We start from the raw sequence: 26,075 nt of genomic DNA on the forward strand, positions 1-26,075 counted from the left end.
CCGGCCGGGTTTTTCGTTTCAAGAACTCAGAGTAACGGCTCTATCTGTTTTCCGGCCTTGAGAAAATTGACCGGATTGACCGCACGTCCGTTTTCACGGACTTCATAATGCAGGTGGCTCCCGGTCGAACGTCCGGAGCTTCCCGCTTCGCCGACAACAACTCCGGCGGCAACCTGCTGCCCGTCGCGTACAAGGACCCGGCTTAGATGCGCAAAACGGGTCGAGAAGCCATTACCATGATCGATCTCGACCATATTGCCATATCCGCCGAAACGGCCTGCCTTCACGACCTTGCCCGCTGCGGTGGACTTTACGGTCTGGCCGTAGGCTGCGCGAAAATCGATGCCGGAATGAAAAGCAGCCGTACCGAGAAACGGATCACGGCGCACGCCGAACAGGCTGGTTAGGGGATTCCCGGGAGCCGGATTGGCAAGGGGAAGGGCGCTCACACGCTTGCGAACCTGATCGAGCCGGTCAAGCGCGCTATCGAGATTACGCAACTGCATGTCGAAATCATTAACCACTGTGCCGGGCGACGAAACCGGGATAAGCGGTCCGCCCATCGCCACAGATGCGTTGCCGGGCGTTTCGATACGCAGTCCGGCGGCGTTCAAAGTGTCGAGAATGCTGTCTGCTTTTTCGTAGGCGGCATCGGCCAGCACACGCACCTTGCCATTCTGCTCGCTTTCGATGCGATGAAGGTTATGGGTGATGGTGGCAAGTATCTTGTCGGAAGTTTCAAGCGTTGATTCACCCGAAATCCCGCCAGAAAGGCGCAATCCCACCGAACCGGCATCCGCACGGCGATCAGGCTCTCCAGTCGGCAATTTTCCGGGCACAGGACCGGTGATGATTGGATCGATGCCGGGGAAATCGCGTCCGGCAAGGGCTTCATTGGGGATATACTGGCTGTGCTGCTCAATATCCGGCGCCGTTTCCGCAGGCATTTCCGGCATTGGCTGCAATTGCGAAGCCCGTTCCAGCAGTGGCGCAAGTTTGCCGTCACGTGCGCTCAATGTCTGCTGACGCTGCATCAGTTCAGCAACCTTGTTCTCCATCACCTGCTGATCCAGCATCTGTCGGCTGGTGATACGGTCAACTTCGGTGCGAAGCGCTGAAATGCGGTCTTCATAAAGCTGCTGGTTGCGGGCATGGCGCGCGATGCCGGCGCTCATGAGATCATCGCGAAGCACCAGGTAAGCCGTCGCGCCAAGATATCCTGCCGAGAGAGCGAGAAACACCGCGCCGCCAAGAACTGTCATCCAGGGGCGCAACGTGAAATGGCTGATCTTTTCGCCGCGCGCAATAATCAGGACAGGCGGTTCCTTGCGCTCTCCGAACACCTTTTTCGTGGATGTTTTCGCCTGATTCCCAGTCATGCCAGCCGCATGCCCCTTCTCGATTCCCTTACTTGATTACAACTTATTAGGGTTAACAGACCTTTACATTCGGAGCTTGCGCGGGCCGTGCGACGAGGTTTGTTTTTGCCGAAGGGGTCGGCGGGATAAGGGCTAGATGGATACCGGGGACAGCGAACGATAGAAGGACGGGGTCAAGCCCGCTTCGGCACGAGCCAGTTCGTTGAAGGGCGGCTTCAGGTCGCCGCGGAAATTTGCACGCACCAGCTCCTGAAATCTCGCGACCGGGTCGATTCTGTTCCGGGCACAGAAAAAACGAAACCATTTGGCGCCGACGGCGACATGCGTTTTCTCGTCATTGTAGATGACGTCCAGAATTGCAGCGGTCTCATGATCGCCAGTCTCGATCATCTTCTCCAGCAAGGATGGCGTCACATCGAGCCCACGAGCCTCGAGAATAAGCGGTACAACAGCGAGGCGGGCTTCGAGATCGTTGCGGGTCTGGTGGGCGGATTGCCAGAGCCCATCATGGGCGGGCATGTCGCCGTAATCCGCACCCAACGACTTGAGGCGATCACGCAGCAGTGTGAAATGCCGGGCTTCATCATCGGCGACTTTCATCCAGCCGTCGAAGAAACTGCGTGGTATCGGTTTGGCGGCGAAACGGGCAACAATGTCCAGCGCAAGATCGATGGCGTTCAGCTCGATATGGGCGAGGGCGTGCATCAAGGCAATGCGCCCGTGTTCCGTGTTGAGCGATCGCTTCTTCAACATCCGCGGAGGTACGAGTTCCGGCTTTTCAGGCCGTCCGGGACGCTCGGGCAAGGGCGGATCGAGCGGACTGCGAACCGACAGTGTGCGGCCAAACCAACGGGCGGCAGTTTCTCGTGTCAGCCTGACCTTTTCGTCAAGATCGCTGGCGGATATGGCGCGGATGGCATTGCCGCGCAGCGTCTGTTCGTAAGATGGCTTGTTTGTCATCGTTCAAAGCGCGCGTGCAGCCTCGAGAACCGCATCGGCATGACCGTCTACTTTCACCTTGTTCCAGACCTGAGCGATTTTTCCTTGCGCATCGATCAGGAACGTTGTGCGTTCAACGCCCATATATTTGCGGCCATACATGCTTTTTTCCACCCATACGCCATAGACTTCAAGTGCTACCCGGTCTTCATCCGCAGCAAGATCGACGGTCAGGTCGTGCTTCTTGCGAAATTTCGCGTGTTTCGTCGCGCTGTCGGGAGAAAGGCCGATGACGCGAACCCCTATCTTGTCGAATTCCGGCTTCAGTTGGGAGAAGGCAATCGCTTCCTTGGTGCAGCCGGAAGTGTCGTCTTTTGGATAAAAGTAGATGACCACCGGCTTGCCCCTAAGGGACGACAGGGAGATTTCGCCATTATCCGAAGGCAGAGTGAAATCGGGTGCCGGATCGCCAACTTGGGGATGAGCCATATCTGTGCCTTTCTTTTATGGATTAGGATGGAAACCACCTGTTACAGTCTGAGCTATCGCATTCGGGCAAGGCTTGTGCAACCATTCACGGCGTCATCGTGACGGTAGTTGATATGCGCAAGGCTACCAGTTCATGCATGTCGCACAAGTAACAAACTGCTTATAAAACAGGTGATTACGATCACTTAATAAAGTAAATTCTGAGGGATCGTTTGGCATGGCACTCTTTTTCTGGCTGGGTTGTTGACAGAGAAACCGCAGAAGATCCGCTTCAGCAAGCGGGAGATGAAAAGAATCGAGCGTCTCGCCGCTGATGTCGAGGGAGGCTTTTTGCCCGGCCCGGCACGTTCGAGCCGCTCTTTTCTGTCGCGCTGTTCCCATGCAGTTTTATCGGTCTGCATTCTTCTGGTTCTCATCACAGGCGCCGGTTTCGTCATCCTTCGCAGCGGCGTTGACAGCAATCTTTTGCGTGACGAAGCGCAGAAAAGCCTGACGCATATTCTTGGAGAAGGCGCATCGGCCTCCATAGGTAGCGCGGCGCTGTCGCTGGATCAGGACAGCCATGTTGCACTCGAGGCCCGGGATGTGTCGATCGCCGATCCAAAGCAGGGCGTGGAAATCAGCGGAATCAAATCGGTGCGTCTCGGATTGGCGCCGCTGCCGCTTTTGACCGGCAAGGTGCGCGTCGCCCAGCTTGAAGTGGATGGTGTGTCCTTTGAAATGCCGGAAACGGAGGGGCCGGGTTTCTGGAAGTCGCTGCCTTACGATCAAAACGGCATTCTCGATTTCGACGCGGTTTCAGGCGAGCTTTTTGCTGCCATGCGCCGCAGCCTGGAGCTTTTGCGCGCGCAGGACACGCATGTCATCGGCATTTTCAACAGTACCGTCGCTTTCAAGGTTGGCGATGAGCAGCAGGTTCTGGACATCGAGGAGGCCCGCCTGATCGAAGAAGGCGGGAAGATCGGCATCACCGGCAGCGTCATCTGGAAGGGCAAGAAAATTGCGCTGGATGGCAAGATTGACCAGCATGCAGGCGATAACAGCCTGGCGGGCTTTGAGCTGAACATCCGCGACATTCCCATTGCGCTAGGCTCCCCGCCGGAAGTTGCTCCCCTCATAAACGGCAACCGTGTCAATCCGGCCCATTTCGAACTTGAGGCATCGGCCCGCTTGTCCCTGATGGGGTCAGCTGCAGATGGCGACAAGCCCGAACGTCTCGCGACTGAACTCGCCATTGATGATCTGGATATGCAACTTGGCAAGGTCGAGGACGTGCGCGGGGGTGTTCGCCTTAATCTTGAGCATGCGGTCGGAAGCCGTAAAATCGAGATCAAGTCATCCCGCCTGCAGCTTGGCGGTTTGCAGGCACAGTTCAACGGTGCTTTTGGACCCGAGCCGGAAACCGAAAGCAATACGGGCGGGCCTACGTATCGCTTTGAGGTGCTCACCACTTCGGCGACGAGCATGCCGTCGGAATCGACCGATCCGCCGTTATCCTTCGCAACACGGATAGCGGGGCGCTACATGGCCGATCAGCAACGCATCCAGTTTGCAAATCTCGATGTGCAGACGGAGAACGGTCAGCTCTTTGGTCAGGGAAGCATGGCATTCGGGGCCGGTTCGCCGGAAATGATCTTCTTGCTGCGCATTCCCAAGATGCCTGTGGCCGACGCCAAGCATCTCTGGCCTATCGATGTTGCGGACGGCGCCCGAGAATGGGTGTTGAAAAACCTTTTCGGCGGGACGCTCAAGGACAGCCGCATCGATATTTCGCTCGCGGGCGGCCGTTTCAACGGGCCGGGCTTGCCGCCGCCGCTGACGGGCGATGAAATCAAGGCGGATTTCAAGGTCGTCGACACACGCTTCGATGTGGTGGGAGAACTGCCCCCCGTGCGGGACGCCGAGGGTGAAATATCGGTCCGTGGGGCCTATACGACGATCAAGCTTTTGAAAGGCGTGGCCTATACGCCGAACAACCGCAAGGTTGATGTGTCGGACGGTACGCTCATCATTCCGTGGGGACCGCAACGCCCGGTTATCGCAGAACTGGATCTCGGTGTCTCCGGCGAAGCTGCGGCCATTGCGGAAATTGCCGGGAACAAGCCAATCGACGTCCTGAAGAGTGTGCCTTTTCAGCCGGGAGATGTGACTGGCGATGTGAAATCGCGCGTCAAAGTAAACTTTGCCGTCTCCAAGGATCCGCCGCCCGGCACGCTTCGCTGGAATGCCGATATTGGCTTTACAGGTCTCAATATTTCGAAGCCGATAGCGGGCTCGTCCGTCAGCGATGCGACGGGCAGCATCAAGGTCGATCAGTCAGCCGCCAATATCACCGCCGATGCGATGCTCGACGGTGTTTCTGCAAAGATCAATCTGGTCGAGCCGGTCGATCGGTCCGGTCCGGTCAAACGCGAGCAGAAGGTCCGGCTGGACATTGACGACAAGGCCCGCAACGCGGTCTTTCCGGGGCTGAACTCCATCTTTTCCGGCCCAATGTCGGTTGACCTCGGAATGGAGGACGGCGGGAAGCGCCATGTTTCGGCCGATCTCGGCAAGACCCAGATTGACCTTCCCTGGCTCGGATGGCGCAAAGGTGCGGGCATACCCGCGAAAGCCACCTTCGATTTGGTCCAGAGCCCTGACGACAAAAGCAAGATGGACATCCATAATCTTGTTTTTTCCGGGGATGCCTTCGGCGCAAAGGGCGATCTATCGATCGCGAAAGGCGACTTCCAGTCCGCGAATTTCAGCGAGATACGCCTGAACAGAAACGATAGCCTGGCGGTCAAGGCGACGAAGAGCGGCAACAGCTATCGTGTCAATGTGCGCGGCTCGCAATTCGATGCGCGCGCCCTCATCAAACAGGTCTCGGACCTTGGGGGAAAAAGCGGAAGCGGCAGCAAATCCAGCAACCCACGCGTGGTTGTAAGCGCGCAGATCGACGAGGTCGGAGGCTTTAACGGCGAAACGCTACGCAACGTCAATGTTTCCTATGAAAGTGCTGGCAGCAAGGTTTCGGGCGTGTCGGTCAACGCTGTTACATCATCCGGTGAGTCATTCGTGGCGACGAACAACGATCAGGGCGATGCGCGCTCCATTTCGCTTCAGTCGAACGATGCTGGCGCGGTTCTTCGCTTTTTCGACTTCTATGACAAGATGCGCGGCGGCAAGATCACAGTCGGGCTTGCAGCACAGGGCAACGGCCCTTTGCGCGGCCAGATCGACGCACGCAACTTTGCCATTATCAACGAACCGCGTCTGGCCAAGATCGTTTCCAGCCCACCCTCGGATGGGGCACAAGTCTCAATCAGGCCGTAAAACGCGATATCGACGTATCACGTGTTGACGTGGAGCGCGGTTTCTCGCTGATCGAAAAGGGCAATGGCTACCTGAACCTGTCGAAGGGAGTTGTGCGAGGACCCGCCGTCGGTACGACCTTCCAGGGAACGCTCTATGACCAGCAAGGCAACATGTCCATCACCGGCACATTCATGCCCGCTTACGGTGTCAACCGGCTGTTCGGCGAACTTCCTATCGTAGGTGCGTTGCTCGGCAACGGACGCGACCGTGGCTTGATCGGGATTACCTACAAGCTTGCTGGCAGCGCCAAGCAGCCCCAGGTGATCGTCAACCCGATTTCAGTCATCGCTCCCGGCATATTCCGCTCCATATTCGAGTTCTAACGCAAAACGGCCGATCTGAACGAGGTTGCACACGATGAAACGAATCTTTCTGACACTGGCTTTCTTGCTGCCGGCGGTGCATGCGAATGCGGACTCTGTCTACGACAAATGCATTCAGCAATCCGATGGAACAAACTCCGCTTGGGCGGAGTGTGGCGGCGCGTGGGTGAAGCGGGCCGACAGTGCGCTGAACGCGGCATGGAAGAAGACCTACGGTCAGGCCGATGGGCAGACAAAGACTGATTTGCTGGCCGAACAGCGCCTTTGGAACAGCTACAAGGAAGCGTCCTGCAAATTCTACGCGAATGGCGATTGGGGACGTGAAGGACAGGTGCTTTCGTTTCCGGCTTGCCGGGCGAAAGTCATAGAAGCACGTACCAAGCAATTGCTCGGATATAACGAACGGTAATCCGCCGACAAGCTTTCCCGCTTTAACGATGCCTCTCATAACAAAGCCGGGCGCAAGGCCCGGCTTTGTTCATTCCATGATCGTCCAGCTTATGCTGGACGGATCAGCACGTGACGCTTCTTGCCCAGCGACAGCTTGATGACGCCTTGATCGTTCAGAGCACCAGCGTCGACCATCATGCGGGGATCACTGACCGGCTCGTCATTGATGCGCACCGCGCCGCCTTCAACATGGCGACGGGCTTCGCCATTGGTCGTGCACAGTTCAGCGAGAACCATCAACGCCAGAACACCGATGCCACTATTCAGTGTTGCCTTGTGAACGCCGACCGTCGGGAGGTTTTCCGACAGTTCGCCATCCTCGAAGGTCTTGCGCGCCGTTTCCGCGGCTTCCTCGGCTGCGTCACGTCCATGCAGCATGGCCGTTACTTCCGTCGCGAGGATTTTCTTCGCCTCGTTGATTTCAACACCTTCAAGAGTGGCCAGCTTGGCGATCTCGTCCAGCGGAAGTGCCGTATAGAGCTTCAGGAACCGCTCCACGTCCGCATCTTCCGTGTTGCGCCAGTATTGCCAGAAATCATAGGCGCTCAGCATTTCCGCGTTCAGCCAGATGGCGCCGCCAAGCGACTTGCCCATCTTCTGGCCGGATGCCGTCGTCAACAGCGGCGAGGTGAGGGCGTAGAGCTGTGGCGTTCCCATACGGTGACCGAGATCGATACCGTTGATGATATTGCCCCACTGATCCGAACCGCCCATCTGGAGGCGAATGTCGTGGCGCTTGTTCAGTTCCACGAAATCATAGGCCTGAAGGATCATGTAGTTGAATTCGAGGAATGACAGTGACTGCTCACGATCGAGGCGCGTCTTCACCGAATCGAACGAAAGCATGCGGTTGACCGAGAAATGACGGCCCACATCGCGCAGGAATTCCAGATAGTTGATGTTGCGCAGCCAGTCGGCATTGTTGACCATCAGGGCGTCGGTCGGGCCATCACCAAAGGTAAGGTAGTTGGCGAAGACACGCTTGATGCCAGCGATGTTCTCGGCAATAGTGTCCTCTGTCATCAGCTTGCGGGCTTCGTCCTTGAAGGACGGGTCGCCAACCATGCCGGTGCCGCCGCCCATAAGCGCGACGGGCCTGTGGCCGGTCTGCTGGAGCCAGTGCAGCATCATGATCTGGATCAGTCCGCCTGCATGAAGGCTCGGAGCCGTGGGGTCGAAGCCGATATAGGCCGTCACGGTTTCCTTGGCCAACAATTCGTCGAGGCCACTTTCATCGGAAATCTGATGAATGAAGCCACGCTCGGAAAGCGTGCGAAGAAAATCGGATTTGAAACCGGACATTCCTTTTCCCTGACTGATAAGGCGAAGTTGAAACTGGTCGCAAGCGGCTGCTTACACCCATGTGATAAGTCCGCCTTTAGCACCAATCAACCGCCAATAACAAGGAAACTCCCGAATTGGCGGATTGCAAACCGGTAATTTGGCTTCATCTATTGGGGGAACTGGCGTTGGCCTCAGTGTTGTGCGGTGCTTGAAAACAGATTGAGCACAATGACACCGGCAATGATCAATCCCATGCCGAGCACGGCGGCGAGGTCGAGCTTCTGGCCGAACAATAGCCACCCGATCAAAGCAACGAGCGTCACGCCTATTCCAGACCATACCGCATAGGCGATACCGACGGGAATACTCTTCAGCGTCAGGGAAAGAAAATAGAAGGCCAGTCCATAAGCGACGATGACGATCATGGATGGTCCGAGCCGGGTAAAGCCTTCGGACGCCTTGAGGCTGAGCGTTCCGATGACTTCGGACACGATGGCGATAGCGAGGATAGCATAAACCGGCATGTCACGCTCGTGAGATGGATGTGAAAGGACGAATCATTTGGCGGCGATGGTAGCATCGCATGAAAAATCCGGCGGGAGACCCGCCGGATGAGACGCTGCAAATCTGGAAAACGACTTGCCGGATTGTTTGTTAGCGAAGGCGCTTCGGACGCGCTTCCACCAGTTCGCCAGCCAAACGGCGATCAAGATATTCGGCGCAATCCTCGATGAGTTCATCGCCCTGACCGGTGAAGAAGTGGTTTGCTCCCGGAATCGTGGTCTGGGTGATTGTGATGCCCTTCTGGGTCTTCAGCTTGTCGACCAGAGCCTGCACGTCCTTCGGCGGCGCGACCTTGTCGTTATCGCCATGGATGATGAGGCCGGATGACGGGCAGGGCGCCAGGAAGGAGAAATCATAGGTATTCGGCTGCGGGGCGACCGAAATGAAACCTTCGATTTCCGGGCGGCGCATCAGAAGCTGCATGCCGATCCACGCGCCGAACGAGTAACCGGCGACCCAGCACGTCTTGGAGTCGGGGTGAAGCGCCTGCACCCAGTCGAGAGCGCTTGCCGCATCCGACAGCTCCCCCGCACCGTGGTCGAATTCGCCCTGGCTGCGTCCAATACCGCGGAAGTTGAAGCGCAACGTCGTGAAGCCGCGCTGCTGGAACATGTAGAAAAGATCATAGACGATCTTGTTGTTCATCGTGCCGCCGAACTGCGGGTGCGGATGAAGGATGAGCGCGATTGGAGCATTCTTTTCTTTGGAAGGCTGATAGCGACCTTCGAGGCGTCCGGCAGGGCCGTTGAAAATGACTTCTGGCATGTGTACTCCGCTCGTAACGGGAAGACCGGATCTGGACGGCGAAACTTGACGTTGTTGGACGCCGCTTCTAGAACCGGTTTGAAATTTCGACAGACTGAAAGCGAGTTTCAGTTCCTATGGGGGCTTAATAGGCTTTTCTTGATTGAAAATTCAAGAAAATTGCGCTTCCAGAATTTTGTTTAGGAGATAGGTACGGTGAACGGGAGCGGCAAGAGGCTCTATCTGGACTATAATGCCAGTGCTCCGTTGCTTGAAGAGGCGCGGGATGCGGTCGTCAACGCACTCGGCGTCACCGGAAATCCATCCTCCGTGCATCGCGAAGGCCGCGCCGCACGCGCGCTCGTTGAAGCAGCGCGTCGCAGCGTTGCCGCGCTCGTCAATGCTAGGCCGGACCATGTTTTCTTTACATCAGGTGCAACAGAAGCCGCTTCGACGCTGCTGACGCCGCACTACATGATGGGGCGGTCGCCGGTCCGCCTGTCGCATCTCTATGTGAGCGGGACGGAGCACCCATGCATGCTGTCCGGTGGCCAGTTTGCCCCGCAGGACGTCACGGTGCTGCCGGTCGACGCAAACGGCATAGTGGAGCTTGATTCCCTGAAGGCTGCCCTCGGCCGTCACGACAAAAGCGCCGGCCTGCCGCTCGTGGCGATACAGGCTGCCAATAATGAAACGGGGATCATCCAGCCCGTTGCGGAAATCGCCGCTATTGTGAAAGCTGCTGGCGGTATTTACATCGTCGATGCCGTGCAGGCCGCTGGACGCATTAAATTAGACATTTCAGATAATTGCGGTGATTATCTCATAATCTCCTCACACAAGATCGGCGGACCGAAAGGTGTCGGCGCCATCATTGCCGTTTCCGATCTCATGATGCCGCGCGCGCTTGTTCGCGGTGGGGGGCAGGAGAAGGGGCATAGAGCGGGAACCGAAGCCCTGCCGCTGATCGCCGGTTTTGGGGCTGCGGCTGATGTCGCCAAAGCGCGGCTGGACGGGGATGGCTGGTCTCCGGCAATGCGGGACAGGCTGGAAGCAGGGCTGACCGCAATTGCTCCAGACGCGGTGATCTATGGCCAATCGGTCGATAGACTGCCGAACACCACATTCTTTTCCCTCGAAGGACAGAAGGCCGAAACCGTGCAGATCGCATTTGATCTTGGCGGGGTCGCTCTTTCAGCGGGTTCGGCCTGCTCGTCTGGCAAAGTCGGTCCCAGTCATGTGCTGTCGGCAATGGGATACGGAGACAGTCTGGGGGCAATCCGCGTTTCACTGGAGCCGACCGCAACGCCCGATCAGGTCGATGCATTTCTCGAAGTGTTCCGCAAAATTGTCGAGCGCCGCGCGAAAAGAGCCTGACGCCAAGCCGAAATTGAAGTGCCGCCCGGGGACGCATGTTACCTGAAAACGCTGTTTCACGGGGGATTTTTATAAGTTGATTGTTTTAATCGGCATTTTTTCGGGCAAATTTACACCCGGCGCTTGAAATTCAGTTTAGAGAGGTTTTAAAGAAGGGCCACGCACACTATATCGAGACGGTAATCAAGACTATTATCGCCTTGACGTTTGCAACTGTCGGGCCTTGACCCCGACGAGGATGGAGAACGCCGATGCCTGCAGTGCAGGAGACCATTGATCAGGTCCGCGGCCTTGACGTGGACCAGTACAAGTATGGCTTCGAGACGACGATCGAAGCTGAGAAGGCCCCCAAGGGCCTTAACGAAGATATTATCCGCTTCATTTCCGCCAAGAAAAACGAGCCGGAATGGATGCTGGAATGGCGTTTGAAGGCCTATGAACGCTGGCTCACCATGGAAGAGCCGACCTGGGCTCGCGTCGATTATCCGAAGATCGATTTCCAGGACGCATATTACTATGCGGCGCCGAAAAACCAGTCCGGTCCGAAGTCGCTGGATGAAGTCGATCCGGAACTGCTGAAGACCTATGAAAAGCTTGGTATTCCGCTGCGCGAGCAGGAAATTCTTGCTGGCGTTCGCAAACAGGGCGAGCCGAGCGAAATCGACGGAAATCCGTCCGATAATGTCTATGCGTCGGGCCGTGTGGCCGTTGATGCCGTGTTCGACAGCGTTTCGGTCGTCACGACCTTCAAGGAAGAACTCGCCAAAGCTGGCGTGATTTTCTGCTCGATTTCCGAAGCGATCCGCGAGCATCCCGAACTGGTGCAGAAGTATCTGGCTTCTGTGGTTCCTGTTTCGGACAACTATTATGCGACGCTGAATTCGGCTGTCTTCACGGACGGTTCTTTTGTCTATGTTCCGAAGGGCGTTCGCTGCCCGATGGAGCTTTCGACCTATTTTCGCATCAACGAAAAGAACACCGGTCAGTTTGAACGAACGCTCATCATCGCCGATGAAGGCGCGTATGTTTCCTATCTCGAAGGTTGCACCGCACCTCAGCGTGACGAAAACCAGCTGCACGCGGCTGTCGTTGAGCTGATTGCGCTCGAAAACGCCGAAATCAAGTACTCGACGGTCCAGAACTGGTTCCCCGGCGACAAGGATGGCAAGGGCGGCATCTATAACTTCGTTACCAAGCGTGGCGATTGCCGTGGCGATAATTCCAAGATTTCGTGGACCCAGGTAGAAACCGGTTCCGCAATTACGTGGAAATATCCGTCCTGCATTCTGCGTGGCGATAATTCGCGCGGTGAGTTCTATTCGATTGCCGTTTCCAACGGCCATCAGCAGATCGACTCCGGCACCAAGATGCTGCACCTCGGCAAGAACACGTCGAGCCGCATCATCTCCAAGGGTATTTCGGCCGGCAAGTCGAACAACACCTATCGCGGACAGGTTTCGGCCCATCGCAAGGCTGAGAATGCCCGTAACTTTACCCAGTGCGACTCGCTCCTGATCGGCAATGATTGCGGCGCGCATACGGTGCCGTATATCGAGGCGAAAAACGCCACGGCGCAGTTCGAACACGAGGCAACCACCTCCAAGATTTCGGAAGACCAGCTGTTCTATGTGATGCAGCGCGGCATTCCGGAAGAGGAGGCAATCGCTCTCATTGTCAATGGCTTCGTGAAGGAAGTCATTCAGGAACTGCCGATGGAATTCGCCGTCGAAGCCCAGAAGCTTATCGGCATTTCGCTTGAGGGCAGCGTCGGTTAACCGACGCGCCCATTCCATCTCGCATCAGATTTTCTGGCCAGCCTTTTCCTGGCATTAGAACAAGGTTTACATTCATGCTTGAGATCAAGAACCTCCATGCAAAGATCGCCGACACGGATACAGAGATCATCCGTGGCCTGAACCTCACCGTGAACAAGGGTGAAGTTGCTGCGATCATGGGTCCGAACGGTTCGGGCAAGTCCACGCTTTCCTATATCCTGGCCGGTCGCGAGGACTATGAAGTGACGGAAGGCGACATTCTCTATAACGGCGAGTCGATCCTCGAACTCGACCCGGCCGAACGCGCCGCCAAGGGCATCTTCCTGGCTTTCCAGTACCCGATGGAAATTCCGGGCGTCGCCACGATGGAATTCCTGAAGGTTGCGATGAACAGCCAGCGCAAGGCGCGTGGCGAGCCAGAACTGAAGATTCCTGAATTCATCAAGCGCGTGAAGGACGCCGCTGGCGGCCTCAACATCGACATGAACATGCTCAAGCGCCCGCTTAACGTTGGCTTCTCGGGCGGCGAAAAGAAGCGCGCTGAAATTCTGCAGATGCAGCTTCTGGAGCCAAGCCTTTGCGTCCTCGACGAAACCGATTCCGGTCTCGACATAGATGCGCTGAAGATCGTTTCGGAAGGCGTGAACGCGCTGCGTTCGCCAGATCGCGCCGTGGTCGTCATTACGCACTATCAGCGTCTGCTCGAGCATATCGTTCCGGACAGCGTGCACGTTCTGTACAAGGGCCAGGTCATTAAGTCCGGTGACAAGAGCCTTGCGTTGCATCTTGAAGAAAACGGTTATGCCGACGTAATCGGCGAAGCTGCCTGAGGAGGGATGGATCATGAATATCCAGACCGCCCCGGCTGCCAAGCCGCGAACGCCAGCTGAAACTGCGCTGATCGACAGCTTTGCCGACCGCATGGGCGACCTGCCGGGCAATGGCGATGTTGTCGTTGCACGTGATGCGGCCCTTGAATCGCTCAAGGAAAACGGCATTCCGTCCCGTCGCATCGAAAGCTGGCACTACACGGATTTCCGTACGCTTCTGAAAGGCGTGGCGCCCTTCGATACCTCCGCGGGAACGCAGGCATTGCCCGCGCTCATCGCCGGTTCGTCGATCGTCGCTGCGAGCAACGGCGTTGCTCTTGCTGCGAATGCACCCCAAGGCGTGTCGCTGACGCCGGTTCGCGAAGCGCTGGCTGACGGCTCGCTCGTCACCCAGCTCCGGTCACGGGGCTTCGACGATACGATTGGCCAGATCAACGCTGCCTATGTCAGCGATGGCTGGATGGTTTCGATTGCCGATGGCACCGAACTGGAGGCCCCGCTGGAACTCCAGAATATCCAGAAGGCCGGACAGGGACACACACGTTTCCCGGTTCGCATTGGTGCCAATGTCAAGGCCACGATCGTGGAACGCCAGAATGGCGGCGAGGGCGATGCCTTCTCCACTTCTGTCAACCATGTAACCGTTGGCGATGGCGCTGAAATTCTCTGGGTTATCCTGCGAGATTTCGGTCAGGCAACGCAGCTCTCGCAGTTCAATGCGACCATGGGCAAGGGTTCCCGCCTGACGCTTTACATCATCAATGCGGGCGGCAAGCTCGTGCGTCAGGAAGTGCACGTCAACGTGGCCGGAGAAGATTCCGACTTCGAACTGCGCGGCCTCAACCTGCTGGCCGATGACAGCCATACCGACGTGACCATGACGGTTGGCCATCTGGTGGAGAACACCCGTTCGACCGAGATCGTCCGCAATGTGGTCAAGGACCGCGCGCGCGGCGTCTTCCAGGGGATGATCCGCGTTGCGCAGATCGCCCAGAAGACCGACGCCCGCATGGCCTGCAACACGCTGCTGCTGTCGGATGAAGGCGAGTTCGATGCCAAGCCGGAACTCGAAATCTTTGCCGATGACGTGGCCTGCGGCCATGGTGCGACGGTTACCGAATTGTCGAAGGACTATCTGTTTTACCTGATGGCCCGAGGCATTCCGGAAAACGAGGCTCGTGGCCTGCTGATCAAGGCTTTCATCGCCGAGATTATCGAAGAGCTGGAAGACGAAACGCTGGTTGAGGCACTGGAAGAAGTGCTGTCCAACTGGCTCGCCAGCCATGCCTGATTGATTGAGGCGGAGCGTGTGAATATACGCTCCGCCTTTTCCTGCCGAAACGGCAAGAGGAACGATCATGGACCATAAGAATCCGCTTTTAGCGCGCTATGACGTCGAAGCGATCCGCCGGGATTTTCCGATCCTTTCGCGCGAAGTGCACGGCAAGCCGCTCGTCTATCTCGACAATGGCGCATCGGCGCAGAAGCCGCAGAGCGTCATCGACGCGGTTGCTCACGCTTATTCCAACGAGTATGCCAATGTTCATCGCGGGCTGCATTTTTTGTCGAATGCGGCAACCGATGCCTATGAAAAATCGCGTGAGACGGTGCGCCGTTTCCTGAACGCCGGTTCGGTTGACGAAATCGTCTTCACGAAAAACGCGACCGAGGCGATCAACACGGTCGCCTATGGCTATGGCATGCCGAATATCGGTGAGGGTGATGAAATCCTGCTTTCGATCATGGAGCATCACTCCAACATCGTTCCGTGGCATTTCATTCGCGAAAGACAGGGTGCGAAGCTCGTGTTCGCACCGGTGGACGACGAAGGTACCTTCCACATCGAAGAGTTCGAGAAGCGCCTGACGGAACGCACCAGGCTGGTCGCGATCACGCATATGTCGAATGCGCTTGGCACGGTGACGCCGATAAAGAAGATCGTGGAACTCGCCCATGCGCGCGGTATTCCTGTTCTGGTCGATGGCAGCCAGGGCGCTGTGCACCTTCCTGTCGATGTGCAGGATCTCGGCTGCGATTGGTATGTCTTTACCGGCCACAAGGTTTACGGCCCATCCGGCATCGGCGTGCTCTATGGCCGGTCGGAAATGCTCGAGAAGATGCGTCCTTTCCAGGGCGGCGGTGAAATGATCGAAGAGGTGACGGAAGAATACGTCACCTATAATCATCCGCCGCACCGTTTCGAGGCAGGCACGCCTCCGATTGTTCAGGCTATCGGTCTTGGCGCGGCACTTGAATATATGGAAAAGATCGGCCGTCACGCGATCCTCGCTCACGAGGAGGACTTGCGTGATTACGCCCACGAACAGCTTGGACGCATCAACAGCTTGCGCATTTTTGGCAATGCGCCGGGCAAGGGAGCCATCATCTCGTTTGCGCTTGAAGGAATTCATGCGCATGACGTGTCGATGGTGATCGACCGGGCAGGGGTAGCGGTGCGTGCAGGAACGCATTGCGCGCAGCCGCTCTTGAAACGCTTCGGTGTTACATCTACATGCCGTGCATCCTTCGCCCTGTACAATACCCGCGCTGAAGTGGATGCATTGGCGGAAGCCTTGGAAAAGGCAAGGAAGTTTTTCGGATGACCGACATGGAACAGAAAACTGAGGATCGAACCGCCTTTTCTGCCTCCGCCATCCCGCAGGAAGAACTCCTGCGCATGACGGATGACATCATTGCGGCCTTGAAAACGGTCTATGATCCGGAGATTCCAGCCGATATCTACGAGCTGGGCCTCGTCTACAAGATCGACATCGAAGATGATCGCACCGTGAAGATCGAGATGACGCTGACGGCTCCCGGCTGCCCTGTGGCGGGCGAGATGCCCGGCTGGGTCGAGAATGCCGTCGGCGCGGTCGAAGGTGTTTCAATGGTGGAAGTCACCATGACGTTCGATCCGCCATGGACCGCGGACCGTATGTCCGAAGAGGCGCAGGTGGCTGTCGGCTGGTACTGAAATCAGTCTCTCTTCCTCCCGAAGTCGAGAGCCGGCCCCGGGAGGAACGCTTTCAAAAGCCGGTTGTCTTCGAATAATGCAGGGATTGCTTGCCCCAGCATGCCTGAAGCAGCCCAGAAACGCCTCCCAATGCCGTAGCGAATGAAACCAGTCCCTGTCCACCCTTGAAGGGCAGGGTAAAGGTTGCACTCAGCAGTTTCCATAATCGGCTAAGAAACCTGACTGGAAACTGCTTTATTGCCCGCCAGCGGTTCACTCTGTATTGGAGCGCGAATTCACTCGCATTATGATCCCGGTTCCGGCGGAAATGGTAAGAAAAGCTAATCCGGCAGCAGGGGACGGTTTCATAGACAATCGCGTCGGGCGCCCAGCCGGTTCTGGCGCCAAGTTTTTTGGCTTTAAGCCACAGGTTCCAGTCTTCTCCGCCCGTCAGACCCAATTGCGAATCAAACCGTAACCCCGTTCTTCGAAAGAAGTCGAGCCTTCCCATCCAGCTGCCGGTTGCAACCTTGATGGCGTCGGCCTTGTTTTCCTGCCACTTCTGACGCGCACGCAGTTCAGCTTTGACGCTGTTTTTCTCAACGCCGGACCAGATCAGGTTTTGCCAGATATTCAGTTGCGGATTGAACGGCCTTGGCCGTACCGGGGAGCCAAGGATATCGAGATTCATGCGCTGCTGCTCGGCCAGCAGTTGCTTCAGCCAGTCGGTTGCGACGGTCTCGTCATCGTCTACAAAAACAAGAAAATCCGCTCCCGCCTGTTCAGCAAATTCAAGGGCGCGATTACGTGCAGACGAAATGCCGATGCTTGTTTCGAGCAAATAAAGCACCGGGTATGGGTAAATTTTCGGCCTCATCTCGGCAAGCCAGCCATCCAAGGTGCTGACCGTATTATTCTCGACAACAAGAAATTCGATTTTCAAAGAATCCGGAAAGTCCATATCGCATAAAGACAAATAAAGATTTGCAAGCATTCTTGGTCTATTGCGCGTAATAGTCGCAATAATAATACTAACTTTTTCCATTTATAAATCTCTATTATAGACATATCTAAATATTTTAGGGTATAGAAATATAATAAAGAAATATTCAGTATTACTATGGTTAAAGTTGGGCAGAATTAAGTAAGCGAAATCGCGCAGAGATCCTGCACGGAGATATTGTGTAACTGGCAGAAATTCGGCTCGAAGCGGAGGCGCACTCGAATCCAGAAATCAAAAATGTGGCCAGATGTGGAGGATGTTCCACAATGAACACCTCGCCTTGCGGCGCGCTGTAATGATAACAGTGAGGATCTAGGTGGGAGGTGTTGTCGCCAGCTTATGTCATTGTAACAAAAGCACAATCCTCCAAATAAGAGGATTTGTTGGTGCCCCCAGAGAGACTCGAACTCCCGACCCCCTGATTACAAATCAGGTGCTCTACCAACTGAGCTATAAGGGCACTTGCGCCCGATTAGCACAAATGCAGCGACTGTAAAACGAAAATTCGTCGCAAGCAGGTCATGGCAACCGGGTTTTTCATGTGATAGCCAATAGCGGGTTGGGAAAACAGTGGCAAACTTGTCAGAGTTGGGCCGGATTCGGGACTGTAAACATGGAAGATAAATCGCTCGCGCTGCATTTTCTGTCATCAGGAACCGAAGAATCACTGCTCGCACAAAAGGATTTGGTGGCTCGCTACGGCCATGTGGCGGCGGAAGACGCCGACATCATTGTCGCGCTTGGCGGTGATGGAACCATGTTGCAAGCCTTGCGCGACTTCATGAGCAGCGGCACGCCGATCTATGGCATGAATCGCGGGTCGGTTGGCTTTCTCATGAACGAGTTTAGCGTGGACGACCTGCCAGCCCGGATTCTGGCCGCTCAGATGGAAACCATTCGCCCGCTCGTCATGATCGCAGAAACGGAATCCGGACAATCGTTCGAAGCATTGGCGATCAACGAAGTTTCCCTGTTCCGCCAGTCCTATCAGGCCGCCAAGATCAGGATAACGATCGACGGCAAGGTGCGGCTCGATGAACTTGTTTGCGATGGTGTAATGGTTGCGACGCCAGCGGGCTCCACCGCCTACAATCTCTCGGCGCAAGGCCCGATCCTGCCGCTTGAGGCGCCGCTTCTGGCGTTGACCCCGGTAAGCCCGTTTCGCCCGCGTCGGTGGGGCGGGGCGCTGCTGCCCAAGCATGTGACCGTTCGTATGGATCTGCTGGAAACCGAAAAGCGTCCCGTCAACGCAGTCGCGGACAATAATGAAGTCAAATCGGTTCGCTCCGTCACGGTGCGGGAAGCGCCGAACAGCCAAGTCGCCATTCTTTTTGATCGCAATCATTCATGGGATGAACGCATCCTGACGGAACAGTTCAGGCATTAGTTCTGGCAGGAAAAGGGCGCGCGACCTGAGCAGTGCCGGTTGCTTTTTAGCTTTTGATAATTTGAATAAATTTGTTCATGTTCGACGTTGATTTCGATTGTTGCAGCATGATTGAAGCAATTTGATATCTTTCGATGGTATTTTAGTTGACTTTTGCACGCTGTAGACGTAGGCGATGCTGCAAGAAAACGCATATTGCGTTGCAGACGCCTTATTCTGCCTTGGTTCCTGCGCCCGATGACGCGGCTGCAATGACAGGATGGGTGGAAACCATTTCCAAACCAGAGAGCTGCGCCTCCATTGACGACATTTGCCGAACTCGGTCTTTCCCCGAAAGTGCTCGCCGCTGTTGAAGCGGCAGGATATACTGCGCCCACGCCCATCCAGGCCGGAGCCATTCCTCCAGCCCTTGAACGCAAGGATGTTCTGGGCATAGCGCAGACGGGAACCGGAAAGACGGCCTCTTTCGTGCTTCCCATGCTGACGCTTCTGGAAAAGGGCCGGGCGCGGGCGCGCATGCCTCGCACGCTCATTCTGGAGCCGACCCGTGAACTCGCCGCGCAGGTCGAGGAAAACTTCGCCAAATACGGCATCAATCAGCGACTGAATGTGGCTCTTCTGATCGGCGGCGTTTCGTTCGATGACCAGGAACGCAAGCTGGAGCGCGGCGCGGACGTCCTTATCGCGACACCTGGCCGCCTGCTCGACCATTTCGAGCGCGGCAAGCTGCTCCTGACCGGTGTCGAAATTCTCGTCATCGATGAAGCCGACCGCATGCTCGACATGGGCTTCATTCCAGACATCGAGCGTATCTGCAAGCTCATCCCGTTCACGCGTCAAACGCTTTTCTTCTCGGCCACCATGCCGCCGGAAATCACCAAGCTGACCGAACAGTTCCTGCATTCTCCCACGCGCGTCGAGGTCGCAAAGGCCTCATCGACGGCCAAGACCGTCACCCAGCGCCTGGTGAAATCCACCAAGAAGGATTGGGACAAGCGTGCGGTGCTGCGCGATCTCATCCGCGCCGAAGGCGATACGCTCAAGAACGCAATTATCTTCTGCAACCGCAAGAAGGACGTATCAGAGTTGTTCCGCTCGCTGACGCGGCATGAATTCAACGCCGGAGCCCTGCATGGGGACATGGATCAGCGCGCGCGCATGACCATGCTGTCCAATTTCAAGGACGGCAAACTGCAGTTGCTGGTCGCGTCCGACGTGGCCGCCCGTGGTCTCGATATTCCTGATGTGAGCCACGTTTTCAATTTTGATATTCCGATCCATTCGGAAGACTATGTTCACCGCATCGGCCGTACCGGTCGCGCGGGCCGTTCCGGCAAGGCCTTCACCATCGTGACGCCTTCGGATACGAAATATCTGACTGCTATCGAAGACATGATCGGTGAAAAGATCGAATGGCTGGACGGTGATCTGTCCACCCTGCCGGCCTCCGACGAGGCGGACGATCAGCGCAAGGGCAAGAATGCGCGCGGCAAAGGCAAGGACGCCAAGGGCAAGGAAAAGCCGAAGGACAAGGCGAAGGCCAAGCCTGCGGAAATCGTTGATCCTGCCGAGCAGCCCCAGCCGGTCATTGAAACCAGTGACCGCCGCGATGCGATCCGCGCTTCCAATGACGAGCGCCGCGGCAAGCCGCAGCACGAACAGAAGCGCCGTCGTGATCGTGACGATGACGGCCCGTCGCCTGTTGGCTTCGGCAACGATATCCCGGCCTTCATGCTGATTCCGACCGGAATCTGACGGAAGAAAACTGAGAATGTTCAATCGGCTGCAAGCGAGCGCTTTGCAGCCGATTTCTTTTTGGGCTTGGTTTTTTCGCTTCGCAAGGCCGCGTCATAGGCGAGGCGGGCCCAGCGCGTCATCACTTCCGGATCATCGAAAGCTTCACTTGGCACGCTCCAGTAGGGCATGGCAACAGGTTCGCCGCCTTTGCGTCCTTCGTAGGTCCATTGGGTCGCGCCAGCGTCAATAAATTGAGGAATGGTTGCTTCGTCAGCCTTGAAGAGCAGCTCGTCGCGAACGACGAGCGCAAAAATCATGCCCTGATGATAGATGCCCTTGCCGCCGAACATGCGGCGGATGGTGACGGGACCAAAGTCCTGCAACAGATCGCGGAGAACTTCGTCATCCATCGGCAGGCGGACCTTTGTCTGGCGTCAGGCTGCGCCCTGCATCTGGCGCAGGCTTTCCGGAGAGGCGGCTTTGATTTCAACAGACTCACCGCATCCGCAAGCCGAGGTCTGGTTCGGATTGTTGAAGACAAAACCCGTGCGAAGGGTCGTTACCTCGAAGTCCATCTGGGTGCCGAGCAGGAAAAGAACGGCCTCCGGCGCGATGTAAACTCTCGCGCCATCCTTCTCGATGACATCGTCGCCAGCCTTGGCTTCGGTGAGGAGATCGATGGTATATTCCATCCCGGCGCAGCCGCCCTTTTTCACGCCTACCCGGATACCCAGGGCGCCGTCCCGCGATGCGATGATCTCGCGGACGCGATCAGCTGCTTTGTCGGTTAGCGTCATGACTGCGAAACGGCCCATTTTCTCTCTTCCGGTATCGTACTGGCTTATGGACGGAGAATCGTCCAGTCTTGTCGCAACAGGCTGAGTTTCCTCTGCGATTGCCACGTTTTCACTATAGTTAGTGTTGTAACATCATTACTGCAATACACCAAATCGGGAGCGTCCCGAAACGCTCTGCAAAATATTGCTCGGAAGAGGAGAAGCGTATGTCGAATGACCGGATGAAACCTCTCATGCTGGCTGCCGTGATCGGCCTTCTGGGTGCAGGGTCAGCAGGCTTTGCAGCCGGAGGCGCCCTGGCGCAGAACCCGCCGAAGGGCGCGCCTGAAGAAACGCCGAGAAACGTCCAGGAAAAGCACGATAATGCTCCCGAGCCGGTTCAGGAAACCAAGCCCTCCGAACAGACGCAGGATGCCGCCGGAGGCGTGACGGTTCCGGATTATCGCGACGATCGTTCCACTCCACAGGCGCTCATCGAATCCTATTACAATGCGATCAACCGCAAGGAATATGCGCGGGCCTATGGCTATTATTCCGAAGAGGGACGGGAGCCGGACTTCAAGACCTTCCTGAAAGGTTATGAAAACACCAAGAGCGTGAAGGTAGCGTTGCGGAAGACCGATCCCGACCCGGGGGCGGGGCAGATTTACTGGAGCCAGCCCGTGGCCATCGAAGCGGAAACGGCGGATGGCAAGAAGGAAGTCTTTACAGGCTGCTATACGATTCACCTTACAAATCCTGCCATGCAGGAGGACCCGCCCTTCAAGCCGATGCAGATCATGACTGGCTCGCTCACCAAGTCCCCGCTTGAACTGGAAAAAAGCGTGCCGGAGACCTGCGAAGCGCCTTGAATCGAAATGGCAAAAAGGCCCTTGACCTTGCCACGATGGGAAGCTCCATCTTATGGCCATCCCTAGAAGGAGTGACTGATTTGATGAAGTTTTCCATTCCCAAGATGAAATGTGGCGGTTGCGCCGATAGCGTTACAGCCGCCTTGCGCGGACTTGATGCAACGGCGCCCATCGAAATCGACCTCGAAAAGAAGGAAGTCGAGTTCGGCGGAAACGTTCCCCAGGATAGAGTGCTCTCCGCCCTGGCTGCAGCCGGGTTTCCAGCGGCAAACGCTCAATAATGTGATTTCGGCTGCGCTTGTTTCAATGCGCTGCAGAAGATAGAGCCATCCCCGGAAGCATGATGCAGTTCCGGCTAGGCTGTGCGTCGAGAACAGATGCCGGGAAGCGGAGGGCTTTCCGGCATTTTCATGTTCCGACGCGCCGTAGCACTCATATGGAGTGAACTCGGGCGCGCCCGGTGAACTCCCGGCGCTCTGGTCGGGTAACAGTGAGCATAAATGCCGCTAATGCTGTGTTTCATTGACTGGACCCGCGATTTTTGCCACATCAACGGCAAATCTCGTTTATGGTGCTCCGGCAGGATGCAGGGCGCTCCAATGGCATGAAACATCGCACTTCGCGATAAGGAAGGGTTTAGGGCTATGGCAGCCGATTTCCAGGATCTTCGCACAAAGATGGTCGACAACCAGATCCGCACGACGGATGTAACCGATCTGGCAGTGATCGATGCTTTCCTGACCGTCCCGCGTGAGGCGTTCGTTCCGGCGGCCCGTCAGGTCCTTGCCTATATTGACGAAGACCAGCTTCTCGAAAGCGAAGGCAAGCAGCCTCGCTATCTGATGGAGCCTTCGCCTTTCGCCAAGCTGGTGCAGCTCGCAAGCATCAAGAACACGGACGTCGTTCTCGATGTCGGCTGCGGCACCGGATATTCCTCCGCCATCCTTTCCAAGCTGGCCGGTTCGGTCATCGGCCTCGAAAGTGATTCCGTATTGTCTGCTGCCGCCACTGCCCGTCTCGCAGAATTGGGCTATGACAATGTTGTGATCGTTTCAGGCGAACTGCAGGCAGGCTATCCTTCGGAAGCACCTTATGACGTGATCGTCATTGAGGGCGCCGTCGACTTCATCCCGGACGCACTTCTCGCCCAGTTGAGGGACGGCGGACGTCTCGTTGCCGTTGAAGGGCGCGGGAATGCCGGAGTTGCGCGGATTTACGTTAAAGAAAATGGTGTTGCATCAGGACGCGGTGTGTTCAACACTGCGGTTCGTCCGCTACCGGGCTTTGAACGGATTCCGCAGTTCGAGTTTTAATTTTAGCGGATGATACAATTCTGCAACGCTGTGGAATTTGTTTGTGCAAGCTCTGGCGGGGGCAATGGAAATAACCGAATTTAGAGGTTATTAGGATTTGCCCGAACCAATCGGTTCGATAGTTGGATTCGTTTGTTCTTATAATGAGGTACCCGGTGTTCAAAACGTGCAAAGGACTGGTAGCGGCCGCAGCATTGTTGTCTGGCACCATTTTAACGGGGCAGGCGGCGTTCTCGGAGACGTTGACCGGCGCTCTCGTCAAGGCTTACAAGAACAATGCTAACCTGAACTACTCCCGCGCAGGCGTCCGCGTTACGGATGAAGGCGTGGCGATTGCCAAGTCCGGTTATCGCCCGCAGATTACGGGTTCTTATAACGTAGGGCGCGGCAAGACCCCTTCAAGCCGGGGATATCGTACGACAGGCACATTCGGCATTGAGCTGAACCAGATGCTGTTCGATGGATTTCAAACCAAGAACAATGTCGCCGCCGCCGAGACACAGGTCTTTGCCCAGCGCGAGAACCTCCGCAATGAAGAGCAGAACAGACTCTATGAGGCGGTGACCGCTTATATGGATGTCTATCGCGCTCGCCAGATCGCGGCCCTGCGTGAACGCAACCTTGCAGCCCTGAACGAACAGGTTCGTGCAGCCCGCGCTCGCCTCGACGTGGGTGAGGGTACGCGCACCGACGTTGCCCAGGCAGACGCCAGCCGCTCGAATGCGGTTGCTGCGCTCAATTCTGCACGTGCGGATGTCAAGTCGGCAGAAGCAACCTACGTGCAGGTGATCGGCGTTCAGCCGGACAAGCTTGCAACGGCTGCGGCAGCCAAAAATCTGCCAGCCTCGCCGGATCAGGCATTCTCCATCGCGATTGCTGGCCATCCGGGCATCCTCGCGACGCAGTACGCCGTCAATGCTGCCGGATATAACGTAAAGGCCAAGGAAGGCGCTCTGCTTCCTTCCGTCGGGCTTACAGCAAGCGCCAGCCGCCTCGATACTTATGCCGGTGAGGGCGGTTCGCAGACCGACGGTAATTCGGCTTCCATCGGTGTTGGTGTGAGCATTCCGATCTATACCGGTGGCCGCACTTCGGCACAGGTCCGCCAGTCCAAGGAGCAGCTTGGTCAGGCGCGTATCGAAGTCGACGTGGTTCGCGATCAGGTTCGGCAAGCGATAGGTTCGGCTTGGTCACAGCTTGAAGCTGCCCGTGCGTCGGTCAAGGCAAATCGGGACGGTATTTCTGCCGCACAGCTTGCTCTCGATGGCGTCATCGAGGAACGCAAGGTGGGGCAGCGCACCACGCTCGACGTGTTGAATGCGCAAAACGATCTCATCACGGCGCAGATCGCTCTGGTCGAATCCGAGCGTAACGTCATTGTTGCCAGCTATGCGCTTCTGAACGCGACCGGTCGCATGACCGCCAGCCAGATGGGGCTGCAGGTTGCCGAATACAAGCCGGAAGAGCACTACAACGCCGTCAAGGACAAGTGGTTCGGCCTGCGCACGCCGGACGGCCGTTGATCATTTGTGTGGAATGAGAATTGAAAGGCACCTTCGGGTGCCTTTTATTTTGCCGTCGATTCGGGATTCTCGCGGCATCGCCAATTCTTAACAAATCCATAAAGCTGTGAGTTTGAGAGCACGTGTCCTGCGTGGGGATTCTCAAACGGGGGATCGTCCGCTACCCTTAATCCATTGATTCTCTGTCTTTTGCAGACAATGTCGCAATACAGGAAAGCGGATTAGCCATGGCACAGACATCCAGCGCAGCACGTGAACCGTCGATGGAAGAGATTCTCGCGTCCATCCGCAGGATCATTGAAGACAGCGATGTCACCCGCCAGCCCGCGCCGATGGCATCTCAGGTTCGCGGAGAGGTTGCCGAGTTCCGTCGTCCGGTCACCGAGCAACCCGTTGCGCAGCCGGAGAGGCCCGCAATGATGCGCAATGTGTTCCAGGACGAACCGACATTGCGCGGCCCGATCAGCGAGCCGGTGCCGCCAGCGCCCGAACCGGCAATCGAGGCCGAGGATGAGGATGAAGTTGTTCTCAACGCCGAGAATGACGATCATTCCAACCCCGAGGCTCTGGCACATCCGCAACAGCCCGCCGCAACGGATATTTCGCTGGAAGAAATGGACCTTTCGGTTGAAGCGGAGATTGCAAAGGCGGTCGATACCTTGCTGGAACCGGAACCCGATGCGGAAATCGAGCAGGAAGTTCCTGTCCAGCCCAAGGCTGCCGCCCCGCTTACAGAAGCCGTTGCAAAGCCGCAGCCTTCTGCCCATATGTTGTCGCAGATCGCGGAACGTCAGGTAGCTGCTGCGTTTCAGGATTTGAATCATGCGGTCAGGGCTGAACCGCGCCGCTCGTTCGATGATATTGCTTCGGAACTGCTGCGCCCGATGCTGCAGGACTGGCTCGACAACAATTTGCCGACGCTCGTCGAGCGGCTTGTGCGGGAAGAGATCGAGCGCGTGGTACGCGGCGAGCGATAAGCGTACTGGCCCGATCCGTT

23 protein-coding genes, 1 tRNA gene and 1 pseudogene are annotated in these 26,075 nt (G+C 56.6%); 15 read left to right on the forward strand and 10 right to left on the reverse strand.

Annotation, left to right across the window (positions count from 1 at the left end; genetic code table 11):
* Nucleotides 1-26: 26 nt before the first annotated feature.
* The 3 genes from ACS5UA_RS11520 to bcp form a co-directional block, all read right to left on the reverse strand.
* Nucleotides 27-1,379, reverse strand: a complete 1,353-nt coding sequence (locus tag ACS5UA_RS11520) for a M23 family metallopeptidase (protein WP_443101317.1) — start codon at nucleotides 1,377-1,379, stop codon at nucleotides 27-29.
* Nucleotides 1,380-1,511: 132 nt separating this feature from the next.
* A complete protein-coding gene (locus ACS5UA_RS11525) occupies nucleotides 1,512-2,339 on the reverse strand; it encodes a ferritin-like domain-containing protein (RefSeq protein WP_021585083.1) in 828 nt (275 codons plus the stop codon).
* Between the two features lie 3 nt (nucleotides 2,340-2,342).
* Complete coding sequence (gene bcp, locus ACS5UA_RS11530; protein ID WP_241084349.1) at nucleotides 2,343-2,807, reverse strand: thioredoxin-dependent thiol peroxidase; 465 nt, start codon at nucleotides 2,805-2,807, stop codon at nucleotides 2,343-2,345.
* 285 nt (nucleotides 2,808-3,092) lie between these two features.
* Here bcp and ACS5UA_RS11535 point away from each other — a divergent pair.
* Together ACS5UA_RS11535 and ACS5UA_RS11540 are read left to right on the forward strand one after the other, a co-directional pair.
* Nucleotides 3,093-6,490: pseudogene (locus tag ACS5UA_RS11535) on the forward strand (RNA-binding protein).
* A gap of 34 nt (nucleotides 6,491-6,524) precedes the next feature.
* The gene (locus tag ACS5UA_RS11540) at nucleotides 6,525-6,899 is read left to right on the forward strand and encodes a lysozyme inhibitor LprI family protein (protein WP_151567832.1); all 375 of its coding nucleotides are present in this window, start codon (nucleotides 6,525-6,527) and stop codon (nucleotides 6,897-6,899) included.
* Nucleotides 6,900-6,988: 89 nt separating this feature from the next.
* On the opposite strand, the gene tyrS is transcribed toward ACS5UA_RS11540, so the two are convergent.
* The 3 genes from tyrS to ACS5UA_RS11555 form a co-directional block, all read right to left on the reverse strand.
* Nucleotides 6,989-8,242: a tyrosine--tRNA ligase gene (tyrS, locus tag ACS5UA_RS11545; protein ID WP_253177131.1), complete on the reverse strand. Its 1,254-nt coding sequence runs from the start codon at nucleotides 8,240-8,242 to the stop codon at nucleotides 6,989-6,991.
* A gap of 173 nt (nucleotides 8,243-8,415) precedes the next feature.
* Nucleotides 8,416-8,748: a DMT family transporter gene (locus ACS5UA_RS11550; protein ID WP_006466705.1), complete on the reverse strand. Its 333-nt coding sequence runs from the start codon at nucleotides 8,746-8,748 to the stop codon at nucleotides 8,416-8,418.
* Between the two features lie 130 nt (nucleotides 8,749-8,878).
* Complete coding sequence (locus ACS5UA_RS11555; protein ID WP_006472141.1) at nucleotides 8,879-9,553, reverse strand: alpha/beta hydrolase; 675 nt, start codon at nucleotides 9,551-9,553, stop codon at nucleotides 8,879-8,881.
* Nucleotides 9,554-9,748: 195 nt separating this feature from the next.
* On the opposite strand from ACS5UA_RS11555, the gene ACS5UA_RS11560 reads away from it, so the two are divergent.
* The 6 genes from ACS5UA_RS11560 to ACS5UA_RS11585 all read left to right on the forward strand — a co-directional run bounded on the left by ACS5UA_RS11560 (nucleotide 9,749) and on the right by ACS5UA_RS11585 (nucleotide 16,488).
* A complete protein-coding gene (locus tag ACS5UA_RS11560) occupies nucleotides 9,749-10,909 on the forward strand; it encodes a cysteine desulfurase family protein (RefSeq protein WP_006472142.1) in 1,161 nt (386 codons plus the stop codon).
* Nucleotides 10,910-11,160: 251 nt separating this feature from the next.
* Nucleotides 11,161-12,684: a Fe-S cluster assembly protein SufB gene (sufB, locus tag ACS5UA_RS11565; protein ID WP_006466708.1), complete on the forward strand. Its 1,524-nt coding sequence runs from the start codon at nucleotides 11,161-11,163 to the stop codon at nucleotides 12,682-12,684.
* A gap of 74 nt (nucleotides 12,685-12,758) precedes the next feature.
* On the forward strand, nucleotides 12,759-13,514 hold the full coding sequence (gene sufC, locus ACS5UA_RS11570; RefSeq protein WP_006466709.1) for a Fe-S cluster assembly ATPase SufC: 756 nt from the start codon (nucleotides 12,759-12,761) through the stop codon (nucleotides 13,512-13,514).
* Between the two features lie 13 nt (nucleotides 13,515-13,527).
* Nucleotides 13,528-14,805: a Fe-S cluster assembly protein SufD gene (gene sufD / locus ACS5UA_RS11575; RefSeq protein WP_006472143.1), complete on the forward strand. Its 1,278-nt coding sequence runs from the start codon at nucleotides 13,528-13,530 to the stop codon at nucleotides 14,803-14,805.
* 67 nt (nucleotides 14,806-14,872) lie between these two features.
* A complete protein-coding gene (locus ACS5UA_RS11580) occupies nucleotides 14,873-16,117 on the forward strand; it encodes a cysteine desulfurase (RefSeq protein WP_006472144.1) in 1,245 nt (414 codons plus the stop codon).
* Nucleotides 16,114-16,488, forward strand: coding sequence for an SUF system Fe-S cluster assembly protein (locus ACS5UA_RS11585; protein ID WP_006466712.1), 375 nt, complete (start codon nucleotides 16,114-16,116; stop codon nucleotides 16,486-16,488). Before ACS5UA_RS11580 ends, ACS5UA_RS11585 begins: the two co-directional genes overlap by 4 nt.
* A gap of 52 nt (nucleotides 16,489-16,540) precedes the next feature.
* Here ACS5UA_RS11585 and ACS5UA_RS11590 read toward each other — a convergent pair whose 3' ends face one another.
* Both ACS5UA_RS11590 and ACS5UA_RS11595 read right to left on the reverse strand, forming a co-directional pair.
* Nucleotides 16,541-17,512: a glycosyltransferase family 2 protein gene (locus ACS5UA_RS11590; protein ID WP_113464449.1), complete on the reverse strand. Its 972-nt coding sequence runs from the start codon at nucleotides 17,510-17,512 to the stop codon at nucleotides 16,541-16,543.
* A gap of 342 nt (nucleotides 17,513-17,854) precedes the next feature.
* A tRNA-Thr gene (locus ACS5UA_RS11595) sits at nucleotides 17,855-17,930 on the reverse strand.
* 153 nt (nucleotides 17,931-18,083) lie between these two features.
* On the opposite strand from ACS5UA_RS11595, the gene ACS5UA_RS11600 reads away from it, so the two are divergent.
* Nucleotides 18,084-18,857 (forward strand): NAD kinase, encoded by a 774-nt coding sequence (locus ACS5UA_RS11600; RefSeq protein WP_253177130.1) that lies wholly within the window; start codon nucleotides 18,084-18,086, stop codon nucleotides 18,855-18,857.
* A gap of 300 nt (nucleotides 18,858-19,157) precedes the next feature.
* Nucleotides 19,158-20,612 carry a DEAD/DEAH box helicase gene (locus ACS5UA_RS11605; protein ID WP_253177129.1) on the forward strand — a complete coding sequence of 485 codons (1,455 nt, stop codon included), beginning with the start codon at nucleotides 19,158-19,160 and terminating at the stop codon, nucleotides 20,610-20,612.
* 20 nt (nucleotides 20,613-20,632) lie between these two features.
* Here ACS5UA_RS11605 and ACS5UA_RS11610 read toward each other — a convergent pair whose 3' ends face one another.
* Nucleotides 20,633-21,004, reverse strand: a complete 372-nt coding sequence (locus tag ACS5UA_RS11610) for a TfoX/Sxy family protein (RefSeq protein ID WP_253177128.1) — start codon at nucleotides 21,002-21,004, stop codon at nucleotides 20,633-20,635.
* 24 nt (nucleotides 21,005-21,028) lie between these two features.
* A complete protein-coding gene (gene sufA / locus ACS5UA_RS11615; RefSeq protein ID WP_253177127.1) occupies nucleotides 21,029-21,409 on the reverse strand; it encodes a Fe-S cluster assembly scaffold SufA in 381 nt (126 codons plus the stop codon).
* 188 nt (nucleotides 21,410-21,597) lie between these two features.
* Between sufA and ACS5UA_RS11620 the strand changes: the two genes are divergently transcribed.
* The 5 genes from ACS5UA_RS11620 to ACS5UA_RS11640 all read left to right on the forward strand — a co-directional run bounded on the left by ACS5UA_RS11620 (nucleotide 21,598) and on the right by ACS5UA_RS11640 (nucleotide 26,055).
* The gene (locus ACS5UA_RS11620; RefSeq protein WP_253177126.1) at nucleotides 21,598-22,242 is read left to right on the forward strand and encodes a hypothetical protein; all 645 of its coding nucleotides are present in this window, start codon (nucleotides 21,598-21,600) and stop codon (nucleotides 22,240-22,242) included.
* An 80-nt stretch (nucleotides 22,243-22,322) separates the two neighbouring features.
* Complete coding sequence (locus ACS5UA_RS11625; RefSeq protein ID WP_006472152.1) at nucleotides 22,323-22,523, forward strand: heavy-metal-associated domain-containing protein; 201 nt, start codon at nucleotides 22,323-22,325, stop codon at nucleotides 22,521-22,523.
* Nucleotides 22,524-22,886: 363 nt separating this feature from the next.
* A complete protein-coding gene (locus tag ACS5UA_RS11630) occupies nucleotides 22,887-23,555 on the forward strand; it encodes a protein-L-isoaspartate O-methyltransferase family protein (protein WP_176056026.1) in 669 nt (222 codons plus the stop codon).
* A 143-nt stretch (nucleotides 23,556-23,698) separates the two neighbouring features.
* Nucleotides 23,699-25,078, forward strand: coding sequence for a TolC family outer membrane protein (locus ACS5UA_RS11635; protein ID WP_006472153.1), 1,380 nt, complete (start codon nucleotides 23,699-23,701; stop codon nucleotides 25,076-25,078).
* Between the two features lie 227 nt (nucleotides 25,079-25,305).
* Entirely contained in the window at nucleotides 25,306-26,055 is a 750-nt protein-coding gene (locus ACS5UA_RS11640; RefSeq protein ID WP_253177125.1) for a PopZ family protein, read from the forward strand.
* The last annotated feature ends 20 nt before the right edge of the window (nucleotides 26,056-26,075 follow it).

It is taken from the genome of Brucella sp. RRSP16, from assembly GCF_052246815.1.
In the GTDB taxonomy this organism is placed as follows: Bacteria; Pseudomonadota; Alphaproteobacteria; order Rhizobiales; family Rhizobiaceae; genus Brucella; species Brucella intermedia.